We start from the raw sequence: 26,553 nt of genomic DNA, 5'->3' as shown, positions 1-26,553 counted from the left end.
AAATCTTGGCGGCCGAGGAGCGGGCCGCGCGCGGCGGCCACCAGTGCAGGGGTCCTCGCGCAAGTCATGATACTTCCCACATTCATGCTGGTTATCGAATCGATCGGGATGGACGCCAGATCAAGCCTTCAGAACTCATCCTGGCTTGGGCTGACGAACATGGCTGGACGACTATCGCCGACAACAGCCGTACGGCCCGTAGGTTACATGGTTATCCTAGGATCTTTTTCATCGAGATCGTCACGACACCTAGCGTTGTCGTGTCAGATGGGCTCGAGGGCGCAATCGTCCATCCGGAGCATCCGCGGACAATGGCGATCGCTTACCGGCTGTTCACGACAAAGGCCCGGATTCCGCACAGGCAGGCGCGAAGTCGAGAACTCGTAACAGTCGCTAGGCAGTGTCTGGAAGTCGTTTAGCTTCTGGATCGTCGAGGCTGACAACTTCAAAGCGGCTGAGCCTCCTGAATCGTGCTTCCGCTCCTTGCGCCGCGCGACATCGCCACCACGTGACGGTCGACGCTGTAATTATTGAACCCAAGAAGCTTAAGATCACGATGGGGCGCAAAGAATGAGAGGAACGAATCCAAAAGGAAACCCGCCGTGACCTAGCCAAGTTGTGTCGACAACGGCGACTGTTATTGCCCCAAGAACGACACGCACAATGACGTGACCGGGCCCCTCGACCTTGCATAGATCTCGGCGCAACTACCCAGCAGCTCCACCGGATCGCGCACCAATCCCCGAGCGAGCGTATCTTCCACTGTGCAATACATGCGGCTCAGAGCCGCGAGCCATTACGCAGCATTCATGAATGTGGTCTCCTCGAGGTGGTGAGGGCGCAAGAGGGTGGGGTACGGAAATAGTCGGCTAAAATGCTGATCGTGCTGGCTCGATGCCACTCGCTCGACCTGCCGCTTCAGATCGGTGATAGCGGCGTGAAGCCTCGCATTACGATCACGCACCGCCTCGATAGTCCCCTTTTATCGGCCCGCGGGACGTCTGGTCTGCGGGCTTAGAACGGTGTGGTTCATGGACGGGTCGGTCTTTTATTCGTTTTCAGGTGCGCGCGATCATTAGACCAGCATTCTCCAGGGCATCCAGGATCTTGCCCGCATCAGCCGGCGCATCGTGTTGGCGCTCGCCAGTGAGGGCGCCGGCAATGACCGCGTACGCCTCCTCGTGCTCGGCCGGCTTGTGCACAGTATATTCGCCGCAGACATTGCAGGCAATCATCGGTCGGCCGCTCCAGGGATCATGTGACGCGATTTCGCACCAATCATCGGAGTTGCATTTCGGGCACTGCATGGGCGAGGGGCTCCTGCCAGTTCTCAGCTCGCGAGCTCGGTTCTAGTCAAGTCCAAAGGCGCTTGGGCAGCTTACCTCTGCAGAAGCATCGGCAGTGTGGAGCTCGCCTCGGCCATAAGTGAATAAAGCTAGCGAGGCCAGCGCGGAAATAAACGAACAGACGTGGCAAATGTGCGCGGCGTTCGCAGCGCGCAAGCGGCGCGCCTCTTGGATCCGTTGTGGCTCACAAGTCCTGAGCCTCGAAACCGCCATTTCAGCAGCGGCGCCGGCGAACATTGCAAGGAAAGCGAGCGCAGCCCCCAACGCGAAGTACATCGCTGCTGAAGAGAGGGCGCCGATAAGGCTCAGATCGATTGTGGCTCTGGTTTCTACGCCTTCGAGAGATGACAAGACTGCAAGCCCAGCTCCACAGTTGATCAATATCAGAGCGCGAAGCGCAATCGGGACTGAATCGAGGGCAGCCTCTCTGACAAATGTGCGAACTTGGACCTTGCGAGGGGCGCTGAGTATCTTCGCGGTTCAGGCCGTGATGCCATTTCCCGTCTTTTACCGCCTGCCCTTGATCGAAGTGTTCTTCAAATGTTGATTGTTTGTTGGGCTTGTCCACTAGGTGTGCTCTTCGGTCCGTTCGGGGCGACGAGAACGTCGCTTCGGGCGCTTGGGTCGCGGGATTTGATCCTTTGAGAGGCGAAAAGCTAGTCGGGCCCCAAAGGCGATAAGCGCAAGCTGCGTGCTTGAGACAGCAAATCGCGTTCGCTCAAGGACATATCGGCGTCGGAAGCTGATGAATCCCATTCGTGTGATGACCTGGTGCTGGCACAGAACGTTTTTGAAACCGGTCGCGCGTGTTGCGTTAAACTTCGCTGATGCATCAGCGCCTCAGTGGTCGCCACCGGAGCGGGTTCGAACCCGGTCTCCTTTAGCTGCTTCGAAAGTATCGATACTGGAGCACATTGAGTTCAGATCCGGCTCTCATCGGCTGAAGGCCGCGGCGAAGGTGATGCGTTTCCACTTATCTTCCTTTCCGTGAGTGTGGAGGTAGACCCAGCCGCCGATTTGGAAGCCGTCAAATCGAAGGATCGGCATGATCAGCGCCTTCTCGCTTTGCGCCTGATCCGATCGCTACAGTCTGAAGACGCCGTAACGTGGCCGCTCGATGGGAGTATTGAGCGAAGCGCTCAGGACGATTGCGAGCGCGTTTCTGGTGTCGACGGGATCGAGAATGCCGTCGTCCCAGATTTCGGAAGTTGCATAGTAGGCGCTCGATCGTTCCCGATACTCTTCGACAATAGGCTCTCGAATGGCCGCCAAATCTTGTTCCGATAAACGTCCACCCGCCCGGGCCAATTGTCTTGCCTTGACATGGGTAAGCACGCCTGCCGCTTGCTCTGCACCCATCGCTGAAATCTGAGACTGCGGCCAGGAGAACATAAAGCGTGGATCGAAAGCTCGTCCCGCCATAGCGAATGTCCCCGCTCCGTGGGAGCGGTTGCAAATAACCGTGAATTTAGGCACCGACGCTCCAGAGACGGCCATGATCAGCTTGGCGCCATCCTTGGTGATGCCACGCCGTTCGTATTCGCGGCCGACCATGAAACCCGTGATATTCTGCAGAAACAGCAGGGGCGTTCGATTCTTGTCGCACAATTGGATGAAGTGAGCGCCCTTCAGCGCGCTATCGCTGAGCAGCGCGCCGTTGTTTGCAATAAGCCCGATCTGATATCCATAGAGGCGGGCGAAGCCGCACACCAAAGACTCGCCATAGCGAGGCTGGTATTCGTGAAATCGGCTGCCGTCGACCAGACGGGCGATAATCTCCCGCATGTCGAACTGCACTCGAGGATCCCTGGGAAGAATGCCGTACAACTCAGACGCATCGTAAGCGGGCGGCTCAGGAGCGACCCTATTGATCGAGGCTTTCGTAACACGATTGAAACGAGCGACAATGTCCCGCGCGATGGCAATCGCGTGCATCTCGGAGTGTGCGAAATAGTCACTCGTTCCAGACACGCTGGTATGCATATGAGCGCCGCCAAGCTCTTCGACGGATACCGTTTCGCCCGTGGCCGCTTTCACGACTGGGGGGCCCCCTAGAAAAATCGCGCCCGTTCCCTCCACGATGATGTTGTAGTCGCTAAGTGCGGGTACGTACGCCCCTCCCGCGGTGCAATGACCCATTGCGATGGCGACTTGCGGCACTCCCATCTTTGAGAGAATGGATTGGTTGCGGAAGATTCGACCCGCGTAATACCGATCCGCGAAGAACTCCGCCTGCAAAGGCAGGAATCCACCAGCACAGTCGCACAGATGAACCACGGGCAGACGGTTCTCGATCGCTATATCCAAAGCGCGCACGATCTTCTTGACAGATAGCGGGTACCATGCGCCGCCCTTCACGCTCGCGTCATCCGCGTGAACAATGACTTCGCGACCCGATACGATGCCGATGCCGACAACCTGCGCTGCTCCAGGCACCTCGCCGTCGTAAGCCTTGTTAGCGGCTAGCGTCGAAAGCTCGAGGAACGGAGTTTCTGGATCGAGCAAAGCCTCAATCCGATCACGCACAAACAGCTTGTTTTGCCGACGCAGGCGCTCAAGGTCCCGTTCGGGACGGTTGAAGCGGGCGGCACGTTGCCGTTCCTTTAATTCGGCCGCAAGTCGTTTGTTGTGGAGTTCGTTGAGGCAAAAGTCGTGGGATTTGACATCCGCTGCAGAAGCGATCCGCTGCATCTCAACGCCCTTCATCGGAGAGCGTAACCAGCACTGCGCCTCGCTCGAAGCTCTCGCCTTCGTTGAAGTGGATTCGGTCAATCACGCCGTCCCGTGAAGAGCGTATGATGGTTTCCAACTTCATGCTCTCGATTTTCATGAGCGCCGTGCCTGCGGAAACGGATTGACCAGGCGAAACGCTGGTTGTCACGACGAGGCCCGGCATTGGCGCGCGGGTCAGAAGATGATCCGCCTCATTATTCGCGCAAGCGAGCGTTCTCAACGGGTCGCGGTAGTGCAAAATGCGCGTCCTGCCGCGGATATGCACGTGAATGACCTCGCCGTCGATGGCGAACCTGACCGGTTCGCTTTCGCCAGCGATGGTAAGGACGCCGCAACCCTCGGCTTGCTGGGAGAGCGCGACTGGGGCAATCACTTTATTACACAAGCGAAGGCGATAGCCCTGTTGGCAGCGTGAAAGCGATAGCTGATAATCTACGCCATCAACTTCAAAAGAGTGTTTCACGTCAGTTTCTCCAGCTGCCCAGCGCGGCGTGAAGCTCGGGCACGGCATCTGCCGATTCGCGGACAGGTCTCGTCAGGAGGGCGGCTGTGGCGAGGAAGGCCGATAAGTCGGACGCAGCTTCGCCCGATGCGATGTGCGGATTTTCCTCAAGATATCCCGTATGGACGTGTCCGCTCAGAAAAGCCTCGTCGCGGAGGATACGTGTGAGAAAGTGTGCGTTTGTCTCGCAGCCGAGAAGCACCAGTTCACCGATTGCGCGATGGGCCTTCAGCGCAGCCTCATTGCGCGTCGGCGAATGCACGATGATCTTTGCGAGCATGGGATCGAACGCTGTCGTGATCTGCTGGCCTTGCACGACGCCACTGTCGATCCGTATGCCGTCGCCGTCCGGATACTCAAGAACAAGTACCTTGCCAGTCGTCGGAACATATCCGCGTTCCGGGGCTTCCGCATACAGTCTAGCCTCGATCGCGTGTCCTTTCGAGACAATATCGGACTGCGAAAATCCAAGTTCGCGGCCCGCGGCGACATAGATCTGTTGAGCAACAAGATCGATGCCGGTGATCATCTCGGTCACACTATGCTCAACTTGCAGACGCGTATTCATCTCAAGAAAATAGAACTCTCCGCCGCCGTAGATGAATTCGACAGTGCCTGCGTTCTGGTACTTGGCGGCACGCGCGATGCCCGCGGCAGCTTCGCAGACCCGCCTGCGCAACTCCGGCGACAGTGCGGGGGACGGCGCCTCCTCGATGACCTTCTGGAACCGGCGCTGCACCGAGCACTCTCGCTCGAAGAGATGGACCACGTTTCCGAAGGAGTCGCCGAGCACCTGAACTTCGATGTGCCGCGGGTTTTCGACGTATCGTTCGACGTAAAGCCGGCCATCGCCGAAGTATCTCTGCGCCTCACTGCGCGCCTGCGCAATCGCATCCTCCAAGTTAGCGAGGTCGCGCACGATCCGCATGCCCTTGCCGCCACCTCCAGCCGATGGTTTCACCAGCAAAGGAACGCCAACAGTTCGCGCCCTGAATGTGAATGTCGCTGGATCATCTTCTTCGATCGAAGGTGCAACCGCAAAACCGTTCCGCTGAACGAAGTTGCGGGCCCTGATTTTGTCGCCCATCAGCTCGATGCTTTCCGGAGTTGGCCCGATGAAAGCAATGCCCGCCTTTGTGACGGCCCTGGCGAACTCAGCATTCTCGGAGAGAAATCCATAGCCCGGATGAAGAGCGTCGGCGCTCGCCTTGTGGGCAGCAGCAATGATTTGCGGGATATCGAGATAGGCGGCAATCGGCGTGCGACCGCTGATTGCAATCGCCGTGTCAGCCATGGCGACAGCCGGCGTCCCCGCATCCGCATCGTGGTAGACAACTGCAGAGCGAAGCCCCAGCCCTCGCAAGGTCTTGATGATTCGTACGGCAATCTCGCCTCTGTTGGCGATCAGAATGGTTTGGAAAGGTAATTTACGCATTCGCCTGTTCGTCCAAGCAAGTGCCCAGCGCCGAGAATTCCGTCATTCGCAAGCGGTTGGTGCAGCCTCAATTGCCCGCGCCCTTTCATCTGTCCCCATTCGGCGTTACCCTCCTGGATTCAGCCCCAGGGGCTATTCTCGAACGTGGGCAATCGAAGCCGCCGGGCTATCGGCGCTGGCTCATTTCGAGCCTTCCTTTCCCTTGGCAGAGTCTCGAAACGATATCACGTAGCGACATTGGTCACTCAGGTTTACGAACTTGGCTCTGAGACAGGCAGTGATGGCTCCTGCATCAGGTATGTGGCTGCTACAAAGGCGAAGCACGTCCGGTGTGCAAGCCTCTCGTTCCTCCGGCGTCGCCAGCCGATCTCGCGCACCCGCCTGTTCGGCGCATAGACCCATTGTCGTCACAGCAGCAACAGCAAGTGTCGCTGCACAGCGGTGTACTTTGAAAAACCAAGACCGATACGTTCGCTGCTTTTGATTCACGATATCCTCTTCAAGTCGATAAATCCTGCGGTATTGTTCTTTCTGCGCGAAGCGCAGCATGACCTGTCTACCGCGAAACAGGTCGGAACCATTCAAAGCATTGACGGCCGCGGAAGCGCACTCGCGTATCTGCACACCCATCGCAGCGGTGCTTCGGTCGCCTATTCGTAGATACCGTAACTTCCGAGCGCATCGAGGCGGCTAAACGGCCGATGAGCCAGAGCCGCCAACGCCGAGCGAAACAACGATTGCGACCCGGCTAGACGAAAGAAGTTACGATAGCGGTAAGATATACCTCGGGGGCAATTGTGGATTGAGCGACCTCCAACATGCTCCCGAAGCTGCATCTGGTTGAGGAGAGAGAACCAGGAGCGGTCTGTAACAGCCGGGGCTATCACCCACATGCTGCGCAGATCGGGCCAAATTCGCATCCTGTTCCGGGTGCAACGTGGCCAGTTTGCGATGCGGCCGATAGACCAGTTCGCTTTCGGGTAAGTGCTCGAGCATCGTGATTTTGCGACGTGAGCTCACGAGTGTGGGGCATTAGCAATTCTCATCACTTGGCGGGAAGCTTTGAGGTGGCCAGAGGCGGCGCCACCTGTTTTTTAAGATCGTACAATCTGACGCTACGTGCGATTCAAGCCCTCGCCAGGACTGCTCGTGTGGATATACCTAAAACTCGCAGGCCCAAGAGCCATCTGGCGCGAATAGAGTGAGAGGCCTTTCACGGCAAATCTCAGTTCCATTCCCATCTAGCCCGAGCGGAGCCGTGCACGTAAGCGACAGCTCCAGCACGGCTGATCCCTTTAAGCAGGCAAGTGGAGAGATCGAAACATTGAATAGGTTTGCGATCCTTGTCAGCGTAAACTGCGCGCGGCGGTAGCAGTTCGAAAGCGAAGAGCGTTTATTCCCGAGATGGCAGGCGCTTTAGATGTGCCGCCTTTACACGTTCGTCCTGGAAGAAACTTGACCTAGCGCGCCTTCGAAGGAGATCGTGGCGCCTATGGGTCGTATCTTGCTGGGTCCGGCTGCCACCGAGCTGTGTGAGGCATAAGCAAAGCAACTTTATCAACAGCTCAATACGTGTGCACCCGCTTCGGCTTTCTCAAGCGAATCACTCCCCCTTGCGAATTGTGCGGGGAGGGCGACTACGTAATGATACGGAGGGCTGGTGTCGCATTCTCTTCATGTACGAAGTGCATCTCATCTACATGAAACCCAAAAATCCGTTCTACGATCCCGAATTCTGGCGAGGCCGTGCGGAAGCGACGCGGACCAAAGCGGTGTCGTTCGCTGAAGGCAAGTCCAGAGATAGGCTCCTTAAGATCGCCGAGGAATATGAGAAGCTAGCCCGACGCGCAGAGGAGTGGCCGACGCTCAAAAAAGATGGCGACGCCGAGCCTGATCGCAGCTCCTGATGCTTGGCCGGCTTTTTGATAAAATGCTGAGTAGCTCTCTCGGAGCGGCTAGGTTGGTTCCTTTGCTCGATGCGTCACACGGATGCGGGCCGATTTGGATTACTCGGCCGTTAGCCGTTCGGTCATCGTGATCAACCTCACGATCAAACAAGCGATGCCTAACGTTAGCACCCTGGTTCTTTATCTCGCAGATCCGGTACCATCCAGAACCTTGGTCGCTATCTCTGGAGGAGGCTGATTGCGACGTGTCAGCCAACCATGGAGTTATCCGCGGCTGCTGATCTATTGCACGAACCTGGGTGTCACACGCTCTGATGCAAGCGAAAAGCCATCCGATGAACCAGCCTAGCCTTTTCGTACCGCTTCTTTGCGGAACCCTTGCGATGGCTAGTTGGAGTATCGGCAACGTCCTGTCCAAGGCCGCCCTCTGCTGTATCGAGCCGCTCTCGCTACTAACAGGGCAGTTGGCTGTGAGTGCCGCAAGCCTGACCGTTCTATCCATCTGGTCAGGCGCGCCGCCACGCTTGAGCGATTGGCGTGCTGGCCTTCCGGGCCTCCTGCAGCCGGCGCTTGCGTCTGGTTTGTCGATCTTCGGCCTGACGATGCTACCGGCTTCTGTGGAAGCGATCCTGTTCGCAGTTGAAACGCCAATGATCATACTCCTCGCGTGGCTGATCCTTGGCGAGACCCCCAACCGGGGCGTCGGCTTGCTCTGCTTGTTGGCCTTTGCCGGAGTTGGTTTGCTGAGCTGGACCTCTGAACCCGATCCCTACGCAACGCGCGGACTGGGAGTCGGCCTCGTCCTCGGCGGTGTTCTATTTGCTTCACTCTACAGCGTCACAGTCCGTTTTGATGTCGCGTCGGATCGATGCGCTGCGACTTACGACAGCAAGCCAAATCGTCGCGTTCGCAGCAGTGGGATGTGTATGGATTGGTGTTCGTCCATTGCCGACGCTCACGCCAACTATCACTGATGTTATTTTGGTGGTCGCATCCGGATTGCTGCTCATGTCAATTCCATTTCTTCTCTACGGCCCTGCGCTGGAGCGCATGAGCGCGATCGCGGCCGCGCTGTTGCTGCCGCTAGTTCCGATGTTTACGTCCATCTTCGCATCTGTTTTCCTTCAGGAAACCCTGACTGCAAGACAGTGGCTAGGGGCTGCCACTGTTCTCGTGTCGGCGCTTGGAATGCCCTTGGCCCTGCGTTCCAAACCGCACGATTGACCTGGATCAATTTGGCGCAGGACACGTCGTCTCGCCCGCGGCCCAACCAATCAAAAATGCCGCGGCTTCCTCGGCCGCGGCCAAGTTACGGGTGGACAGTTCCTTTTTCAGATGTCTGGGGCAGGAGATCGAAATTTCTACCCATTTCACCCTCTTTGCGGGCAGCCCGCTCGATCCTCGGCGACCAGATTCATTTGGACCGTCGGCACTTAATCCACCCGGAAGATGGCTCCTCGTTTCTCGTCCGGCCCAGATGACGCGACAGAAGCAGGATCAGATCGTCCCGCCTTGTATCTGCGCGCATCGCACGCTAGCCGCGAGAAGTTGCGCCGGGGCCTTTGCTTGCAGTCCAGCGATCAACGAGCTCGCTGAGGAGTCCGAAGGGAAGTGCACCGCTGCCGAGGACGACATCGTGGAACTCGCGCGTGTCGAACGCCCGGCCCAGCTGAGAACTTGCCTTGCTCCTCAAGGCGAGCAATTGCTGCATGCCCACCTTGTACGCAGTAGCCTGACCCGGGATGACGACATAGCGTTCCACCTCACTTATGATTTCGGACAAGGGGTTCGGCGTTACCTTGCGTAGGTAGTCGATCGCTTGTTGGCGCGTCCAGCGACTAGTGTGGATGCCGGTATCCACCACAAGCCGCGCGGCGCGCCACAGCTCCGCCGCGAGCCGTCCGAAATCGGACATCGGATCGCGATACGCACCCATGTCCTTGGCAAGCGATTCAGCATATAGCGCCCATCCTTCCGAATAGGCGGTGTACGAGGCGAACTTCTGGAAGGCGGGAACTTCCGTTAGTTCTCTCGCAATCGCATTCTGCATGTGATGACCCGGCACGCCCTCGTGGTACGCGAGAGCTTCGAGCTGGAACGTCTTCAGGATTTCCATTCTGGACAGGTTGACGTAATAGACACCGGGCCGGCTTCCGTCAGCCGGCGGGCGCTGATAGAAGGCGAGGGCCCCAGAGTTCTCACGGAAGGCCTCGACGCGCCTGACAACCAAAGGAGCTTTGGGAAGCCTGCCAAAAGAATTGCCGAGCTTGCGGTACATCGCATCCAAAATGCGGGATGTTTCGCGGAGGTAGGTGCTCCGTCCCTCCTCGGTATCGGGATAGACAAACTTGGGGTTTGTCTTGATGTGCTCGAAAAAAGCGGCGAGTTCGCCGCCAAAGCCAAGCGAGTTCTTTATCTTTTCCATCTCTCCGTGGATCCGGGCGACCTCCTCCAGCCCGTACTCGTGGATTTGTGCGGCCGACAGCTCCGTCGTGGTTATGTGCCTGAGCGCCTGCGCGTAGAACTCAAGTCCGTTGGGGTGCTTCCAGGCGCCGTCGTCCGTGCTGGACGAGGCTTCGAGCCGGCCCGCCGCCGCAATCAAATCGACGTAAGCCGGCTGGACGAACCTGATCATCGCTTGGATGGCTGCTTCAATGAGCTTGGGCTTCTTCGCGTAAGATATTGGCAGCGCCTCGAGCTTGGTGCGGAAGTCCGCAAGCCACGTCGAGTCCTTTCCTGAAGCATGAAAGGGCACGCCGCTCAGAAGATTGCGACAATCCCGGATGACCTTGTCATAAACAAATCTGGGAGCGAAAATCCCCTTGCGAGAACGCAGCTCGACACCGTCGATGAGTTGTGCGACCAACCTGCGGACGCCCTCGAGGCGAGAGATGTAGGCCTCCGCATCCTCGACAGCGTCGATGGGATGATGGTTGAGCAGGAAGGCCGGAATGGACGATTGCCAGCCACCCATTTGGTTTAGCGGGTAGTTGTAATGCCGGAACTTGTCCGCTTCTAGCGCTGTCACGCAGTTACTCTCGAATAGCCGATAGCTGAGCTTGGCCGCGTCCGGCAACGTCTGCGGATCGAAGTCCGCGCGCAGTCGATCAAGGTCCTGCCGAATCTCGCGAACCGCTTGGTCCCGTGCTGGTTCGTCGATCTCGTCCCATAGATGCTGGCGATCTTTGCGCCCCAGCAAGGCGGCCTCTCTCATCGGGCTCAGTCGGATTTGCCGTTCGAAGGCCTGTTCGAAGAAAACACCGAGCGCCTCGGTTTGCGGTGCGGCCGTAACCGACTGAGGCATGGTAGGCTTGTTCATGGTGTTCAAGGTCCTCGATTGAAAACTGCGGCGAGTCCGCTCCTGAGGATCACCGCACTGCTGTTGTGAGGATGCCGCGAACGAAGCAAGCGGCGTGCCGAATTGAATTGCAGGTTTTTGACGACACTTCGTAAGTGTGTGTAGCGTCAAGTTGCTGACATTGGTTCCAAGGCTGATTAATCGCCGCTGCTAGTTGTCCGGCAGGACGTTGCGCAGCGGGAAACCGTTTTTTCGAAAAGCTTTCCCATGGCGTACTCGATGTGCGCCTTTGCAGGAGTCGGAGACGAGCACCGACGCAAGGCATGAATGCTGTGCATCACTCTTTGAGGACGCGCGCAGAAGGTTGGTCTTGAAATCACGCCGACGCTGATTCGCGCGGTGTCGTCGTTGCGGCCTAGCGACGGGGAGGCGCCCGGGAGGGTACGCGGGAACCCCCGATTCGCCCAGATTTGACGGCGGGTTGCGCTTTGCTCATGGAAAATAGGGCTTTCCCCGCCCATAAACGAACTTGCGGGGGCTACATGGTCGCACCGGCGAATAAGCCGGCTATAGAAACATGGCCCTTTTAAGCGAGTACGGCCGCACGAAACGGAATTCGCGCCGGCATTCGGCCGAGCAAATCGCCCAGATAGCCGCATCTATCCGGCAATGGGCGGGACGATGCCGATCCTAGCCGCCGAGCGATCACGTTCGGCGCGGTCAAAGCCAAGATGCAGGAGATTTCATTAGCGAACTGCGGTCGATGAAATGTCGCCGCATGTTGGAGAGAACACTAGCGGCCGCAGTTCCGCAATCGATGGCGAACGGGGGCAGCGACTTCCTCCATCTTGTTCTAGGAGGCGCATCTCACCTTCGAGGGTAAGTCCGTTGCTGAAATCGCCATAGCCCTCGGTGCGCTGGAGCGCCTTCTCGACTTCCGCTACGGCTCGCGAGAGGGTTCGGCCTGCTCGGAATTCTCATGGTAAGGAGACGACGAGAATGACCCCGCTCGCGGTCGCGGATCAGCTATGGTCGGCATTTGGCGCCGGCCAAGTCGGTCAAGTTGATGCGATCATATTCGCGCCAGACATTCGCGAGCCAGTGCCGAACATAGCCGCGCAGCACGAAGGAGTGGTTCGCGGCATCCTCGTTCCGACCCTTATTGGCTACAAAGTTCACGAACGGGACGGAAGCAACTTCGACCTGCTCATAGGCCATCTCGTTGAGCTTCGGGATCGTCAGCTCGGTCGCGTTCTTGATTCGGTGGAAGTAGGAGTTGTAGGTCGACTGGTCCCACTGGAAGAATTGAGTGTCGTTGATGAAGTTCTTCACCAGAAAATACTTTGCACCAGTCATGAAACCGGCGGTCTCAGCGATCTCATCCAGAGAAGCGATGGAGGATCCCAAGATATGGAATACGGCAAAGGTGATCTGGCCGGACCTCGCGGCATCCAAAAAACCGATGTCGCGCAAGGATGCCAGCGCCGGGGACAGCAAGCCTGCGCGGGCGTCGATCACGGTGACGGATAGCCCTGAGTTCAGTGTGTCGAAGATCTTCATCTGATCCGCAGTCGTGGTTATGTCGACGATCTCGGTGATCTCGGGGTGGAAGCGCTTCAACGTTCCTCGCGGGGACTCCCCAGGCCACATTGCGACTTTGCTCGCCTTCAGTGTCATTTCAATAACCGCTGAGAGCGCTTCCCCTCCTGGCACAAGCTATACCTGAATAATCGGTCATCATCCGCAAGCGAGAAGCTCGACTTCGCAAGCCATGCCGATCAAACTTGATTTTTTCACATGAGCCATAGATGCCTGCGTGGTTAGCCGTGGTCATCGTTCTTCCAAGCCTACAACCTGACGCTACGTGAGATTCAAGATGTTTGATGCTCATCTATATAACGGCGATGTACTTCTGATGGTGGTCGTGGTGATCATCTGATGGTGGTCGCGGTGATCATCGCCGCAGTCGGCTTTTTCCGAGAACGGCTGGTTCGCATGCTCACAAACCTGACGTGGAACACCGCTCACAGCAACTAGTCGTCCGTATCCCAACGTCACTGATGGCCTCGCACTAAGAAACTCTACACCAATCGCGTTGGTGAGGCGTCAAATATTCCACTATCCCTTCTTTCTGCCATGTTCGCATCCAAAGCAGAGATTAGCTGATTGCACACGTCGCGGTCGGCGGTAGCGAGTGCTTTAGGGGGATTCCATGACAAAGCCGGTTGTGATTGTGGTAGGTGCGGACAAGGGTGGGGTTGGCAAGACGACCGTATCCCGAACGCTTCTGGACTATTTCAGTACCAATAACGTGCAGACACGCGCATTCGATACGGAGTTGTCTTCTGGGTTTTGCCAAAAACAAATCGGGACGCCCAGTGTCCCTTTCCGGCAGTCTTGCTGCCCGCACGAATGTCAAGAAGTCAGGTGCTTACAATGTCACAGCGGTGGCCTAGATGGGAGATGTCAGCGAATCCATAATAAGAGTTCTGCGGCGCTTGCTAAGAGCATTTCGGTCGCTTTTCGATTTCGTAATTTGGCTCGTCGTTATCGGCCTCATCACGACCGGGGTGAACCAATTCTTTTCGTTGATCACCACGGGACGACTGCTTACATCCGACGACACTCGTCATCGCTGGCAACTTGTTTTGTTCGGATGGCATGATTTCGCAAGGCCCGCATTGATAATACCGGGCGGTATGGTGCTGTCTCTTGCGTGCCTAGCTCTGGTGCTGGCTCTGTCGAGTGCGGCCCTATGCGATCGAAGGCCATCGGCACGAGTTTACGGCCTGATAACCGAGCGGCTTTTTAACCTCGTATAGGCCTTCTTTGCGGCCTGTTCGCCTTGCAGGTTGCGGCGCACCTGCTGGTGATTTGTTATGCGCAAGTGTGGGTGATACGCGATCCTTTTTCACCGGACTGCTTCGCGATGTGGTCGCTGCAGTGTTTTATCTGATATTTGCCCTGGGCGCCTTCGCGTTGAGCGCGCGAATGATTTACGAACTGGTCATTAGGGGCACGTCCTTAAGCATCCGGATATTGATCTCCTTCATCAGAGATAGGCGATCAACGCCGTCGCTCCCGCCAGGCCGATGCATCTGGCGGTATCCTTGTGATCTCCGCCCTGCATCTGACCGCCCCCGGCGAAGGAACGTTGCAAGGCGGCAAGGATTTGCAACCTGCTCTGGACTTTATGCTTGAAGCGATCACCCGAACTCGACCCCGGATCATACTGTGCTAAACCGATACAGGCGCCGCCGAGGCTTGGTTGCGACTGGAATCGGAAGTGAAGAAGATGGACCCGCCGTTCGTGTGCGTCCCCGTGAAATCATGACTAAAATTTCAAGAAAATGAGACGCGAGGCTCGGGGAGTCTTGCCCTATCTGGCGGAGCTATTCTTATTGAAGAGCTTGTTCGGCAACAGCTCCTATCGGCATGAGGAAGTGCTAAACCATCTAAACCGGCTGTCTGCGAGCCCGATCGAAGGCTTTCCGGCGTTCATCAGCGGTGCAAATTGGGGCGTTGACATCCTGATTCTTGACAGCAATCAGAGGCCTTCTAACTCCCCCATCACCAATGCGCTCGGCCTTGTCGGGACTGCCCAGTTGGCCGCGGCAAGAAAACTACTCGCGGAAAATCGATGCAGCTCGCAACCGCTCCTCGTGCTTGTGCACCATCACATAGATCCCTCCGGCGAGTATTGGCCGCGCCGTGAGGATGTTTTTGCGTTGCCTGGACGCAGATAGCGTTTTGAAGTGGGCCCAAGACAATAAGCCCTCAATCATTCTTCACGGGCACTTGCATATGCCGTACGTGTGTTCGGATCCGGTGGACATCGTGTCGTGCGGCTCTGCGCTTTTTGGCCCCGAAGGACCACTCAAGGATCAGCTTCGTGATGGCCCTTCCGCGTTTGTGCTGTTTGTCGAGGGCGATCAGGTGCAAGTCCGCTGTTATCAAGAGGATAAGAGAGAGATATAGCTCTCGCACAACGTTGCACCGTAGGCGGGTTTGAGATTGTGAAAACTAGGGGAAAGATAGCGGCCTTTAGATCCTCGAAAGCACAAAGCTCTTCAGAAAGGCGCATCTCGACATATTGGCGCTCAGGCTCGGCCAGCTGAGCTTCAAGTAACCTGCGATAGTAGTGGATGCGGTTGCGATGAGTGCGCATGGCTGCCAAATCTTCGCTGATCATCGTCGGACTCGTATTCTGAACGCGTTCAAGGCATGACTCCGCGTGCATTGTCTAGGGTAGAGAATAGGTAATCCCGAGATCGCTTTAAGAGTATGTTTCTGCGTGACGCTTCACATTGTGTCTGTGGTGCATCACTTTCGTACTTAACGTACCAAAGAAAGACGTGCTGAACGTACCAAGAAAGAGTTCCGCGGATGAGCGAAGGACGATGTGGAAGCCATTGCGCGACTTCTCCGGAAACGGTTCTAAAACCGTACATTGACCGACTCCCCGAAAGTACTACTCGCTCAACGCAATATCTCATTGCAACGATTGCGCGAGACTGGATCAAGAGATGAACCTCTTCACAAGTGCTCACCTATTCAATCCGCCTCAAGTGCCGGTGTGCAGCATGCGCCTGGTGTTCGACATCAGACGCGCGGCTTGTTTCAACAACCACCGGTCTTGTTGCAAAGACGACAGCGCCCCCAAAACCCGCAGGGAATGCGCGTCGCGTCCGCTGGCATAGATCCTACACCCCATAAGCGGCATCGAAGCGGCGCTCATAACGTCGGCCATTCGGCCCGTTGCCAGGTGGCGCGCGCGTTGTGTGTTGGGAGGTGATATGCGATCTGAACTTCTCTTTTGGGGGGCCGCAGCAACTGCGGTCGTAGTAAGCGGCGCTGTCAATTCGGCGGATCTCAGGCCGGCAGTAAAGGCTCGACCGGCACTGTGGCGCTGGACCGGAGGATATATCGGCGGCCACGTCGGCGGGGGGGCTCCGGCTTGACTTCGTTCAGTGATCCCTACGGTCCGTCAATTTACGGCGATGTCGTCGATACGCCTGTGTTCCTCGCCGGAGGTCAGATCGGCTACAATTGGTAGGGGGACCGCTGGGTTTTTGGCCTTGAGTTGGATGCCAGTGGCGCCGTCTCGGACGGTACAAATACCTGCCTTGCCTTCTCCCCCATTGTTGTGATCGCGACCTGCACGGCAGGTCCAAACGTCTTTGTCACAGGGACCACTCGTGTGGGTTACGCTTTTGGCCCTCAGGGCCATACGCTGGCCTACGTCAAAGGAGGCGTCGCTTGGCAAAACGATCGCGGCGAAATCGCCAATAACAACGAATTTAGAGAAGGGAACTTTGCGGGCTTCCCGCGGGGGCAACGCAGTTCGATTACGGTCGTTTCGGGGGGACCGTCGGTGTCGGCCTTGAGCAAGCGCTCACGGCCGCTTGGTCCGTCAAATTTGAGTACGACTACATGGGGTTTGGCGGGCCGGATGTGGCGACCCCTTCTACCGTGCAGCTTCCGCCTTTTGCAATCGTCCCAGCCAACACAAGCAGCTTATCTAGCAATTATCACGTCGGAAAGGTCGGTCTGAACTATCGTTTGGCATGGATCCGAGGGCGCCGGAATGGTCCGATGCGCCCCTGTACCCGACAAGCGCGACCGCCAAAGCGGCGCCTTTTGCATATACGCGATTGGTCACTCGAAGGCGGCTCACGGCTCTGGCTCAGCCGGGGAAAATTCAAATGGGACTACATTCTTGCGCCCCTGATGCCTGGAGATGCCGGCACTCCTAGTTCAAGGCTCACGTATGACGGGCTGGACGGAGTTTCCGGCGAATTGTTCGGACGTCTTGACAGTCCCTGGGAGGCTTCCTGAAGAGCAATGTTGGCATCGGGCGCTTCAACAAAGGAAAGATGAACGATGAGGATTCGAGCGTCGGCTACCGCGAAGCCTACAGCAACACGATATCAGGCCAGGCGAACGGAAAATTCATGTACTACACGGCCGATGCCGGTTACGATTTCCTGCGCGGCAGCACCTACAAGGTGGGCGCATTTGTGGGATGGACCTATTATGGTCAGAAGTCCGACTCGATAGGATGCGTGCAGACCGTCTCGCCGTATCCATGCTTGACGCCGAGTGACAGAAGGCTCATAGGCAGCCAAGACACCGATTGGAACGCGCCGCGCATCGGCCTCAGCGCCGAGACCACGTTTGCTTGAGCGCCGGCGCGTGAGCGTCGACGCGGCTTACCTGCCGTGGACGGATTTCAGTGGTCGCGACCACCATCTCCTTCGCCAGAGAACAACTTTCTACGATCATCGCGGGGACGGTGGCGGGGGCGTCAAATTGGAAGGAAATCATATCCTACATCATCACTAAGAATCTCAGCGTTGGCGTTGGCGGCCGATATTGGGCAATGTGCACCAAGAAGGACAGCAATGCCACCTTCGTCTGCTGCGGCGGCACGGATACCCTAATTCAGGGGCCTTCTCTCGCGAAGTACAGCATGGAGCGATGGGGCACGTTTTTCCAGGCTTCCTATAAGTTTGACTGAACCTGCTCGCTCATCGCTTTAAGCCGACAAAGGCTGCGACTATACACGGCGAAAGCTCGGCTCCTGTGGCTAGCGTGAGATGGATGCCAGAAATAGCGCTGCAAGCTTTAGGGCCATTCAAGCCCGAAAGCTTGCAGCGATTCACGAAGGTAAGGGCCAGGTCCGCGGCACTGGTGCACGTCATGCCAAGGCGATCTTCGATTTCAGAGCACCGCCGGGCTTGAGACGTCACTATCTCGCCATTCGGAGGTCGATTCCTCCGCCGCAGCCAACTCCTAATCATTGGACAGCTTTATTTCGAGGCATACGAAAAGCAGGTGTGTCGAAAACCGATCATGGATAAGCGACACCTCCGTTTTTGTCGCTGCTCGGCCATAACGCCACACGATGCGCGGCATGCCTTGCCGACGCTCCAAAAGATCGGCGGTGGTGATGCCTTTTATCGCGTCAGGTGGAATGAAGCTCTACTTTGAAGAGTACGGTCGCGGCTATCCAATCGTTTTCGTTCATGACTTTGAATCGGATCTGCACAGCTGGGAAGCACAAATCCGCTATTTTTCCCGTAGCTATAGATGTATCGCCTACAATGCGCGGGGATATCCACCGAGCGACGTTCCCGATAATCCAGCCGCGTACGGTTGGGAGTTCGCCGTACATAACATTGATGCCGTTATGCGCGGTCTATCAATCAGTCGAGCCCACGTGGTTGGATCGAGCATGGGTGCCTTTGCATCTCTGCTTTTTGGTTTGTGGTACCGCCAAGGGGCCAGTGCGATCTTTGCAGCCGGAGCAGGATTAGGATCTCCAGCGTCGAATCGTGAAAGTTGGTCAAGAAGCGCGACGGTTTTGGCGCGCACATTGACGGCACGAGGTATCGATGCCATGGCCGAGAAAATGGCGGGCCACTCCACGCGCATTCGACTGAAGCACAAAGACCCCAAGAGCTGGCAACAGTTTGTGGGGCGATTAAAGCACCATTCTGCACGCGGGATGTCCAATACTCTGCTTCAGTGCCAAGCCGTGCGACCGTCCTTGTACGACTTCCGAGATCAATTTTCAAACATACCGTTACCGGTGCTGCTCGCGGTGGGCGACGAAGACACGGCATGTCTTGAAACCAGCTTGATGCTCAAATCCACATTTCCGTCCGCCGGCATTTGGGTCTGCCCCAATACGGGCCATGCCATCAACCTCGAAGAGCCTGCGGCATTCAACGCGCATGTTGAAGGTTTCTTCAGCTCCGTAGAGCGAGGAAGCTGGGGTCATCTCGATCGGCGGAAACAGTCCGTCTCAAGCCATGAGAAGTCTACAGCCGCTCGATTGATTTTCGACGGAGCGCTTCCATGAAGCCCTGCATCGGTGTCTATCTTTCGGAGCCGGTCGCCGCGCGGCTCGCAGTCGCAGCAAAAAGTCCAGGGGCGACCAAATCGGCGATCGTTGAGGCTGCGCTCGCTCATTTCCTCGACCCTGATCGTAACATCAAAGAGGCCTCAATTGATCGGCGGCTGAGCGCCATACACCGGAACCTCGAACAGCTTCATGACGATGTGCGAATGGTAAGCGAGACTGTTGCGCTTCAGGCTCGATTTCTTCTCGCGGTCACGCCGCCGCTTGCAGCTGCCGACCAACCTAACGCTTGTACCCTCGGGCTCGCGCGCTTCGACGAATTTGCTACCCAGGTGACAAGGCGGGTTAACCTAGGAACTTCCCTTATAAAGGAGACAATCGAGCGGGTAAATTCGACTGAGCGGGAGCATGTTGCAACAGAACCGGTGGGGCCAGAAGCGCTGACGCGCTCAACACACCCGGAACAGAAGGCCGGTGCAACGACTGTCGCCGGCAACAAACCACAAACCCCGCATTCTGCCGGAGGGGCATGGTGCGAGCACGAACCCGATTCAAGAGCCGAGCAAACAATCCGTGGCGCGATATCGCGGTTCGCTTTGCCGCCCTGGCGTGCGACGGCGCAACAGCGGTCACGGGCCTTCAACGCAGATTGGCTTTTAATCTTTCGCGTGTTCTTGCCGTTCGTCGCTGCTTACTACCTTTCTTTTCTCTTTCGTAACATCAATGCGACGATAGCTGGGCCGCTAACTTTCGAGTTTGGTTTGGGTGCCGATGAACTTGGTCTCCTGACGTCCATCTACTTCCTGATCTTTGCGGCGGCCCAGATTCCTATCGGGATATTGTTGGACCGATACGGCCCACGACGAATCCAGAGTGTCGTGCTTTTGGCAGCCGCCGCCGGCGCAGCGCTGTTTGCCATCGCTGACAACGTTTTGCTTCTTCTTCTCGGCAGGGCGTTGATCGGTCTCGGCGTTTCCGCAGCATTGATGGCCGGATTGAAAGCGGTCGTTCTCTGGTTTCCCGCCGAGCAGGTCCCAATGCTCAATGGCCTTATGGTCATGCTGGCTGCACTTGGCGGCGTGACGGGGACATTGCCGGCCGAATACCTGCTCGTTTCGGTCGGCTGGCGGGGATTGTTTGAACTCTTAGCCATCGCATCGGCTGGATGTGCACTTGCAATTTTCCTTGTCGTGCCAGAGGCCACGGGCTCATTGGCAGCGAAGGGGACCACCATTGGACTGAGAATGATTTATGCTGATCCTCGCTTCTGGCGTTTGGCGCCCCTATCTGCGAGCTGCATTGGTACCGCTTGGGCGCTACAGGGATTGTGGGCTGCCCAGTGGTTCTCGGATGTGGAGGGCCTGGACCGGTCGGGATTGCTTCGCAATCTGTTTGCCATGGCAATTGCATTGAGTGCGGGCGCCCTGGTGCTAGGGGTTGCGGCTCAGAAGCTCCGGCGATACGGGATAGGACCACAGGCGCTCTTGGGCTCGGTCGCAATTCTGTTTTTCGCTGCCCAACTGGCAATAATCCTGCGAGCCCCTCTGCCATCATCCGCTCCGTGGATCATCATCGCTGCTGCCGGCGCTGCAACTGTCCTTAGCGGCGCGATTCTGTTCGATTTCTTCCCCAAAGAGCTTGGTGGACGTGCGAATGCGGCGCTTAACGTCTTTCACATCGGTTACGCGTTTGTGGTCCAGTCTCTTCTCGGTTTCGTGGTTCAGCATTGGACGCCTGAGCATGGCCATTACCCGGAAGTTGCTTACCAGACCGCCTTTGCAGTGAACCTTGCAGGTCAGGTTGGCGCATGGTTCTGGTTTATTACACGTGTGCCTGGGACGAAGCAGCTGCGCTAGGAGCAAGGACTAGCGCCGGTGCGCCTCCAACTCGGCCGCGCGGCATCGTGGGACATATCTGTATCGGTCGGTAGATCGCGCGACCTGTTGCCGGACAGCTCCTTTGCCGAACGCGCTCAGGAAAGTACGGCTAGTGTGTTCAAGATGGTAGAGCCGGAATGAGCCGGGTCGAAAGCATCTTCCAGGAATTCATTGATAGTATCCAGACCGCAGTCAACGTCGATGAATTCGAGCGTGTCGCAACACGACTCACACAGCAGCTCGGCTTTCAGCGATTTGCCTATCTGCGCCTGACCGGCGACACGCCAACGTTGATTTCGTCCTATCCCAAATCCTGGACCAGCCGCTATTTCCAGCTTGGATATCAGCAGCTTGACCCTGTGGTGCGCCGCGCGCGTGTCGAGCACGCATTGTTCAGTTGGGGAGGAGGGGGCTCAGCCCCGGTCGGAAATCGCGAGCAGCGCCGCTTCTTCGATGAAGCGGCGACCTTCGGCATTAGGTCAGGCGTCACTGTGCCGATCAGGGGCGGATTTGGACGGATGGCTGCATTTACGCTGGCGACGGACGACCGCGACGTTCACCTGGAGCGGCTCGTGGCCGACTGGAAGGGCCTCGTACAACTCGCTGGGGTGTATTTTCATAGTCATGTCTCCAGCAAACTTGCTGTACCCTCCACCGATAAACGTTCCGGAACTGAACTTACTCAGCGCGAGCGCCAATGCCTTGCATGGACCGCACAGGGAAAAAGCGTCGCGGATATCGCGGTGCTGGTCCAGATTGCGCCGCGCACGGTAGTTTTTCATCTTGAGAACGCTCGCCGCAAGCTCGGTGCAGCATCTATTGCCCAGTGCGTCGCCGAGGCCTTGCGACGCGGTTTGTTGTCGTAATCATCCACACCCTCCCATTTCGCAAGATGCAAAACAGACCTGGCGCGGTTGTCACGCCGTTCATTATTTATTGTACTCTGTCCAAAAAGATCTAGCGAAATCAAGCTGAACCAGACCCACCTGTAAAATCTAACAGGCGATTAGAAAGTTCCTTTCTGGTCTTGAGGCCTCCTGATAATTTCGGGAGATTGGCATGCATGCCCTTGGACTTCACGCACCTCAATTTGGTCGGCATCTGGACTTGCTCGCGGCGATGTATCGGCTGCGGCGGCGTGTCTTCATGGACAGGCTCGACTGGTCCGTGTCCGTCTCAGGTGAATTTGAGCTCGATGTGTATGACACGCTCGGGCCGACTTATCTCATTCTGATGTCAGACGGCGGAGAGCCGGTTGGTTCGGTTCGTCTGCTTCCGACCATGGGACCGACCATGTTGGCCGACACCTTTCCCGTCCTGCTCGGCGGGACCCTCGCGCCGCAGGACGAAAGAATTCTCGAAAGCTCGCGCTTTTGCGTCGACACTAGGCTTATCACCGAGCAGGCCGCCAATAGTCTCAACCGCGCCACGCTTATCCTTTTCGCCGCGATGATAGAGGCGGCACGCGGCGCGAGCGCAGACAACATCGTGACAGTCACCGATACGCGTATGGAGCGCATTCTCCGGCGAGCAGGCTGGCCATTGAGACGGATCGCTGCGCCACAGCAGGTCGGATCGACGATGGCCGTTGCCGGGTTTCTCGACACGTCCGAACAAGCGCTTCACAGGATGTACGAACGAGCCGCCGTCAGCGGTCCTGTGCTTCTCTCACCCGATCCTGTCAACGCGGCCGCCTGACCACACGCGCCTCTTGAGCCCGGAAAAGGTGATTGGCACGCAAATGTTCGCAGACCCACGACATAGTCATGTGGTGTTGATTAATCTGTCGCGCGGCGAGACGCCAATTTCGGCCGGTCTTGCCGCGCGTCACAGCAGCTTCTCACTACTGCACACAGGCTTAGAGATGTTCGCCGTCCCGTTGACGGTTATCGGCGAATGCCAACCGGCCGGGATTGACGTTCGTCAGCAACTCACCCAGTCGATGATGCAGCTGGACGTCGACCCCCTTTCCATTTGGCGGGATCGCCGTTTCACAGACAATCTGGCTTCAGCCCAAACCGGTATCATTTTCTATGGAGGAAGTTGGCTCGAAGAGGAGATCTTTATTGCCGCCCTGCAAACGGCCGAGCGGGGATATGACGTACGCTTGCTTTCGGACCTCACCGCAGCGCGTGTTGACAGGGACCGATCTCTCGTTCTGAATCGACTTGCGCTTCACGGCATCTTGCCGACGACGGTGAGACAGATGCTGCTGGAATGGGCGGTGTGTCTGGACGATGCGCTTTTGAAACAAAAGGTTCAGCAGCTTTTGTTGTGAGATGGCCTCAACCTCGGGCGCCTTCGCTCCGACAGCCGCGCTCGCGCGGACTGAGGCCGCGGGGTCCTTGCGGCTTCGATCCCTGACGCTGATACGGAGCGTGGCGGCGGCTAGGCATCCGTCCGACACCTTCTTTCGATCGGGATGACAAGCAAGACCTTGCCTGAGCTGAAACTAAGTCGCCGGAAAATCAAGTTTCTTCATGAGCACGACGTCTGCTACGGTGATCTTATCGCCTAGCTGCTCGACGACGATCCTGGACGTCCTGGGATGGCAATTTCTCGACTGTGCGCTGTCACCTTTACAGCAACGTATTCGGGAAAACGGATGGCCAGTATTCCGCGGCCGATCCGTTGGTGCGCTCTCCACCGGGACCGTTGACGGATTTCGAACGCGTCATGGCAAGCCCCTGCAGGCTGCGCGACTCCACAACTGCGTCAGGAAGTGCCTGAAGGATGCTGAGCTTTCTCATAGCAGCTCGCCTGCAGTGTCTTCTGTCGACGGTTTGATGATGATGGCCAGGAGTGCCATGGCATTGACCCACGGCGAGCCGCAGCCGACGGCTCGCCGCAAGCTCGCAAAGCGCTAAAGATCGTAGGCTAGACTGCTACCTCCGGCGCGAAGGCGATTCCGGTTCATGCGTCCGATGCAAGTTAGTGCGTGCGATGCGTCCAGCTCGGCGATGGCCGTTTGCAAACTGGCACTTGCCGCATCGCGAGGCGGTGCCGTGAGCCCTTACTCATTCTTTCCGATGCTAGCCACGTATGACTCCGGCAACCCCATTTTGCGGGCGACTGCTCGTAGTTCAGCTGCGTAGTTCGGTTCGGTCGTCTTTTCCTGCGCGATGCTCGGAAGATTGAAGCAAAGCGCAAGCTCGGCCGTGCCATTGGAAAATTGGGCGCGAACAGGTTCAGGTCGATATGCTGCGACGCTCGACTCTGAATAGAGCCGATCTAACTCGGAGTGGGTGAGAGTCGCGGTTGTGCCGTAGACCCGCCCATCCGGATCGGCCAGCAACGTCGCTCGATCTCCCAGCCTCAGTGCAAACCGCTCGATATAGGCCTGCCTGACGTTGAGCGGCCGAAGACCTTTCGCCTCCAGGCCTTCCGGATCCATGAACAGACCATAGAAGAAAACCGTCACTCGCTCTGCCATGAAGAAACTGTAGCCGTTACCCGTTCTCAAAGAAAAGCCTACCGACGCTTCTTAGGCCGCCCTAGACGACAGCCTTGATCGGAACGCATCCATCGCATGCGTCACTACAATGCCAATGATCGCAGTGATGAAAGTCCGTAAAGTGCCGAATGCATACAGTCCGGAAAGCTGCGAGACCTACGCGTTCAGCTTCAAGCTGCTGTTCGACTTCGCCGCGAAACGGTTCGGCACGCGTCCGTCACGGCTGACGATCGAAGACCTGGACGCGCCGCTGATCGCCGCCTTCCTGGCCCACATCGAACAGGAGCGCGGCAATGGCGCCGCCACGCGCAACCTGCGGCTCGCCGCCATCAAGACGTTCATGCGTTATGTGGAGCACCGTGTGCCCTCCGCCCTGGAGCAGATCGATCGCGTCCATGCCATCCCGGTCAAGCGCCACGACCAGAAGCTCTTCCGCCATCTGACGATGGAGGAGGTTCGCGCGATCCTCAACGCCCCCGATCTTGCGACACGATTCGGCGTGCGCGACCGGGCGATGATGCAACTCTGCTTCGCCGGAGGCTTGCGGGTCTCCGAGCTGGTCGGCGTTCTGACCGAAAACCTGTCGCTCCAGCACGGAGCGAGCGTGACGATCCGGGGCAAGGGCCGCAAGGAACGCTGCCTGCCACTCTGGAAGGACACCGCGCGCGACCTTCGCGCCTGGTTGAGCGTCAGGGGAGCAGTCCGCGTGCCGGAGCTGTTCGTCAACGCACAGGATGAGCCGATGACCCGTGCGGGCTTCGAGTACGTGCTCGACAAGCACGTTCGTGCTGCGGCCGAGGCGTGCCCGTCTTTGCGCAGTCGTTCGATCTCTCCGCACCAGCTTCGGCATAGCTGCGCGGTGATCATGCTGCAGGCGACGCACGATATCCGGAAGGTGGCGCTGTGGCTTGGGCATGCCGATATCCGCACAACCGAGGTCTATCTCCGCATGGATCCCTCGGAAAAGCTCGAGGCAGTGGAAGCGGTCGTTCCGCCGGAGCTGCGCCGCGGTCGGTTCAGGGCGCCGGATGCATTATCTCTTTGTTGGAATCTACGTCCGATACGACGTGAGGCTTCATTATCATGCTACGGTGACACGCCTTCGGTCCGTTCGGTGCGGCTGCACGATCGTGCCGGCCACATCAGCAAGTTGAGCCTTCTCCCGTCGATCTTGGAACCGGAGAAGGACGCTGTTGTTGCGCGTGAACCTGGTTGGTGCGGTGACGCCGTCATTGGCCTTGGTGATGCCTGTGAGCCGATGCTCTCCTGTGAAGCTGCTTGGGCCCACGTCCATACCGGCCTTTTGCTGGCGGATCACGCGCCACAATACGCTCGCTGCGCTCGCCGACCTTTACCCGCAAGGGCTCGTTCGCGATCTTCTTCCCCTGCCGCCAATCGGCGGCATTCCTCGCGAGGCAACAAAATCGCTCAGCCCGCCATCCTCCGCTCACGCTGCGGGCCAAGGCTGCGGGGCGGTCGTTGCGGCGCTCACAGATCGCCATCAAGGCCGCGATGGTCGCGGGCTTGGAAACAGCAACAGGAGATCACCATGGCTCAGATTGGCACCTTCACCCGCGCCGAAGATGGCTCGTACACCGGCACCATCAGGACGCTCTTGCTCAACATCAAGGTACGCTTCCTTCCGGCCGAACCCTCCGAGAACGAGAAGGCGCCGGACCTGCGCGTGACGGCCGGCAACGTTGAGATAGGCGCCGCGTGGCAGCGGACCTCGAAAGAGAACACCGTCTATCACTCGGTGAAGCTCGACGACCCGTCCTTCCCGGCGCCGATCTACGCCAACCTCGTCGCAGTCGATGACGGCTACGCGCTCGTCTGGTCGCGCTGACCCTCGGCTTGCGGCGTCTCGCCTCGCGCGAGGCGCCGCGGCTCTCCTCAACGATATTATGCGGAGCGCCGCCATCCAAAACGCGCCGAAAAACCTGCGCTCAAATCAGGCCAATCCGCATAACGCCACGCTCCGCATAATCCGCGCTGGACGAACCCGCTCCGCGGGAGGGTATCCGCGTTGAGCGCGGCGCATCCCCCTGAAGCCAGCCAGTGTCTCTGACCCCGGCACCACCCGCACAGCGATGTAATCCATCCAATTTCAGAAGAGCTTGCCCCTGGCAAGATG

20 protein-coding genes and 1 pseudogene are annotated in these 26,553 nt (G+C 57.7%); 12 read left to right on the top strand and 9 right to left on the bottom strand.

The annotated features are described in order from the left end of the window. Positions 1–1,058: 1,058 nt before the first annotated feature. The 4 genes from IVB22_RS29005 to IVB22_RS28990 all read right to left on the bottom strand — a co-directional run bounded on the left by IVB22_RS29005 (position 1,059) and on the right by IVB22_RS28990 (position 6,016). Positions 1,059–1,235 (bottom strand): hypothetical protein, encoded by a 177-nt coding sequence (locus IVB22_RS29005; protein WP_247520594.1) that lies wholly within the window; start codon positions 1,233–1,235, stop codon positions 1,059–1,061. 1,194 nt (positions 1,236–2,429) lie between these two features. Continuing rightward, positions 2,430–4,037: an acyl-CoA carboxylase subunit beta gene (locus IVB22_RS29000; protein ID WP_374207723.1), complete on the bottom strand. Its 1,608-nt coding sequence runs from the start codon at positions 4,035–4,037 to the stop codon at positions 2,430–2,432. A 1-nt stretch (position 4,038) separates the two neighbouring features. After that, the gene (locus IVB22_RS41715) at positions 4,039–4,542 is read right to left on the bottom strand and encodes a biotin/lipoyl-containing protein (RefSeq protein ID WP_065745456.1); all 504 of its coding nucleotides are present in this window, start codon (positions 4,540–4,542) and stop codon (positions 4,039–4,041) included. A gap of 1 nt (position 4,543) precedes the next feature. After that, the gene (locus IVB22_RS28990) at positions 4,544–6,016 is read right to left on the bottom strand and encodes an acetyl/propionyl/methylcrotonyl-CoA carboxylase subunit alpha (RefSeq protein WP_247520592.1); all 1,473 of its coding nucleotides are present in this window, start codon (positions 6,014–6,016) and stop codon (positions 4,544–4,546) included. A 1,676-nt stretch (positions 6,017–7,692) separates the two neighbouring features. Between IVB22_RS28990 and IVB22_RS28980 the strand changes: the two genes are divergently transcribed. The 3 genes from IVB22_RS28980 to IVB22_RS28970 all read left to right on the top strand — a co-directional run bounded on the left by IVB22_RS28980 (position 7,693) and on the right by IVB22_RS28970 (position 9,147). Beyond that, positions 7,693–7,923 (top strand): hypothetical protein, encoded by a 231-nt coding sequence (locus IVB22_RS28980; protein WP_247520591.1) that lies wholly within the window; start codon positions 7,693–7,695, stop codon positions 7,921–7,923. 314 nt (positions 7,924–8,237) lie between these two features. Then, the gene (locus IVB22_RS28975; RefSeq protein ID WP_308200475.1) at positions 8,238–8,897 is read left to right on the top strand and encodes a DMT family transporter; all 660 of its coding nucleotides are present in this window, start codon (positions 8,238–8,240) and stop codon (positions 8,895–8,897) included. Continuing rightward, a complete protein-coding gene (locus IVB22_RS28970; protein WP_247520629.1) occupies positions 8,788–9,147 on the top strand; it encodes an EamA family transporter in 360 nt (119 codons plus the stop codon). Before IVB22_RS28975 ends, IVB22_RS28970 begins: the two co-directional genes overlap by 110 nt. Positions 9,148–9,457: 310 nt before the next feature. Here IVB22_RS28970 and IVB22_RS28965 read toward each other — a convergent pair whose 3' ends face one another. Together IVB22_RS28965 and IVB22_RS28960 are read right to left on the bottom strand one after the other, a co-directional pair. After that, positions 9,458–11,242: a DUF885 family protein gene (locus IVB22_RS28965; RefSeq protein WP_247520590.1), complete on the bottom strand. Its 1,785-nt coding sequence runs from the start codon at positions 11,240–11,242 to the stop codon at positions 9,458–9,460. A gap of 1,005 nt (positions 11,243–12,247) precedes the next feature. Continuing rightward, a pseudogene (locus IVB22_RS28960) lies at positions 12,248–12,859 on the bottom strand (hypothetical protein); the annotation flags it as partial. Positions 12,860–14,595: 1,736 nt separating this feature from the next. Here IVB22_RS28960 and IVB22_RS28955 point away from each other — a divergent pair. After that, positions 14,596–14,967, top strand: coding sequence for a metallophosphoesterase (locus IVB22_RS28955; RefSeq protein ID WP_247520589.1), 372 nt, complete (start codon positions 14,596–14,598; stop codon positions 14,965–14,967). Between the two features lie 131 nt (positions 14,968–15,098). On the opposite strand, the gene IVB22_RS28950 is transcribed toward IVB22_RS28955, so the two are convergent. Then, complete coding sequence (locus IVB22_RS28950; protein ID WP_247520588.1) at positions 15,099–15,413, bottom strand: hypothetical protein; 315 nt, start codon at positions 15,411–15,413, stop codon at positions 15,099–15,101. 1,684 nt (positions 15,414–17,097) lie between these two features. On the opposite strand from IVB22_RS28950, the gene IVB22_RS28945 reads away from it, so the two are divergent. The 7 genes from IVB22_RS28945 (at position 17,098) to IVB22_RS28915 (ending at position 23,243) form a co-directional block, all read left to right on the top strand. After that, positions 17,098–17,406 (top strand): hypothetical protein, encoded by a 309-nt coding sequence (locus IVB22_RS28945; RefSeq protein WP_247520587.1) that lies wholly within the window; start codon positions 17,098–17,100, stop codon positions 17,404–17,406. Positions 17,407–17,456: 50 nt separating this feature from the next. After that, positions 17,457–17,741, top strand: a complete 285-nt coding sequence (locus IVB22_RS28940; protein WP_247520586.1) for a hypothetical protein — start codon at positions 17,457–17,459, stop codon at positions 17,739–17,741. Positions 17,742–18,173: 432 nt separating this feature from the next. Beyond that, complete coding sequence (locus tag IVB22_RS28935; protein WP_247520585.1) at positions 18,174–19,088, top strand: alpha/beta fold hydrolase; 915 nt, start codon at positions 18,174–18,176, stop codon at positions 19,086–19,088. Further along, complete coding sequence (locus IVB22_RS28930) at positions 19,085–20,944, top strand: nitrate/nitrite transporter (RefSeq protein ID WP_247520584.1); 1,860 nt, start codon at positions 19,085–19,087, stop codon at positions 20,942–20,944. The genes IVB22_RS28935 and IVB22_RS28930 overlap by 4 nt, the downstream gene beginning before the upstream one ends. Before the next feature lie 158 nt (positions 20,945–21,102). Then, positions 21,103–21,831: an autoinducer binding domain-containing protein gene (locus IVB22_RS28925; RefSeq protein WP_247520583.1), complete on the top strand. Its 729-nt coding sequence runs from the start codon at positions 21,103–21,105 to the stop codon at positions 21,829–21,831. A 193-nt stretch (positions 21,832–22,024) separates the two neighbouring features. Beyond that, positions 22,025–22,663 carry an acyl-homoserine-lactone synthase gene (locus tag IVB22_RS28920; RefSeq protein ID WP_247520582.1) on the top strand — a complete coding sequence of 213 codons (639 nt, stop codon included), beginning with the start codon at positions 22,025–22,027 and terminating at the stop codon, positions 22,661–22,663. Between the two features lie 13 nt (positions 22,664–22,676). After that, on the top strand, positions 22,677–23,243 hold the full coding sequence (locus IVB22_RS28915; RefSeq protein ID WP_247520581.1) for a hypothetical protein: 567 nt from the start codon (positions 22,677–22,679) through the stop codon (positions 23,241–23,243). Between the two features lie 301 nt (positions 23,244–23,544). Here IVB22_RS28915 and IVB22_RS28910 read toward each other — a convergent pair whose 3' ends face one another. Further along, positions 23,545–23,715, bottom strand: a complete 171-nt coding sequence (locus IVB22_RS28910; protein ID WP_247520580.1) for a hypothetical protein — start codon at positions 23,713–23,715, stop codon at positions 23,545–23,547. A gap of 263 nt (positions 23,716–23,978) precedes the next feature. Next, a complete protein-coding gene (locus IVB22_RS28905) occupies positions 23,979–24,386 on the bottom strand; it encodes a gamma-glutamylcyclotransferase family protein (protein WP_247520579.1) in 408 nt (135 codons plus the stop codon). Between the two features lie 127 nt (positions 24,387–24,513). Here IVB22_RS28905 and IVB22_RS28900 point away from each other — a divergent pair, with 127 nt between their 5' ends. Next, positions 24,514–26,265, top strand: coding sequence for a DUF736 family protein (locus IVB22_RS28900; RefSeq protein ID WP_247520578.1), 1,752 nt, complete (start codon positions 24,514–24,516; stop codon positions 26,263–26,265). The last annotated feature ends 288 nt before the right edge of the window (positions 26,266–26,553 follow it).

The sequence above is a fragment of the Bradyrhizobium sp. 190 genome, from assembly GCF_023073415.1.
In the GTDB taxonomy this organism is placed as follows: Bacteria; Pseudomonadota; Alphaproteobacteria; order Rhizobiales; family Xanthobacteraceae; genus Bradyrhizobium.
Note: the sequence above shows the minus strand (reverse complement) of the source record. Positions and strands in the feature narration are given on the sequence as shown.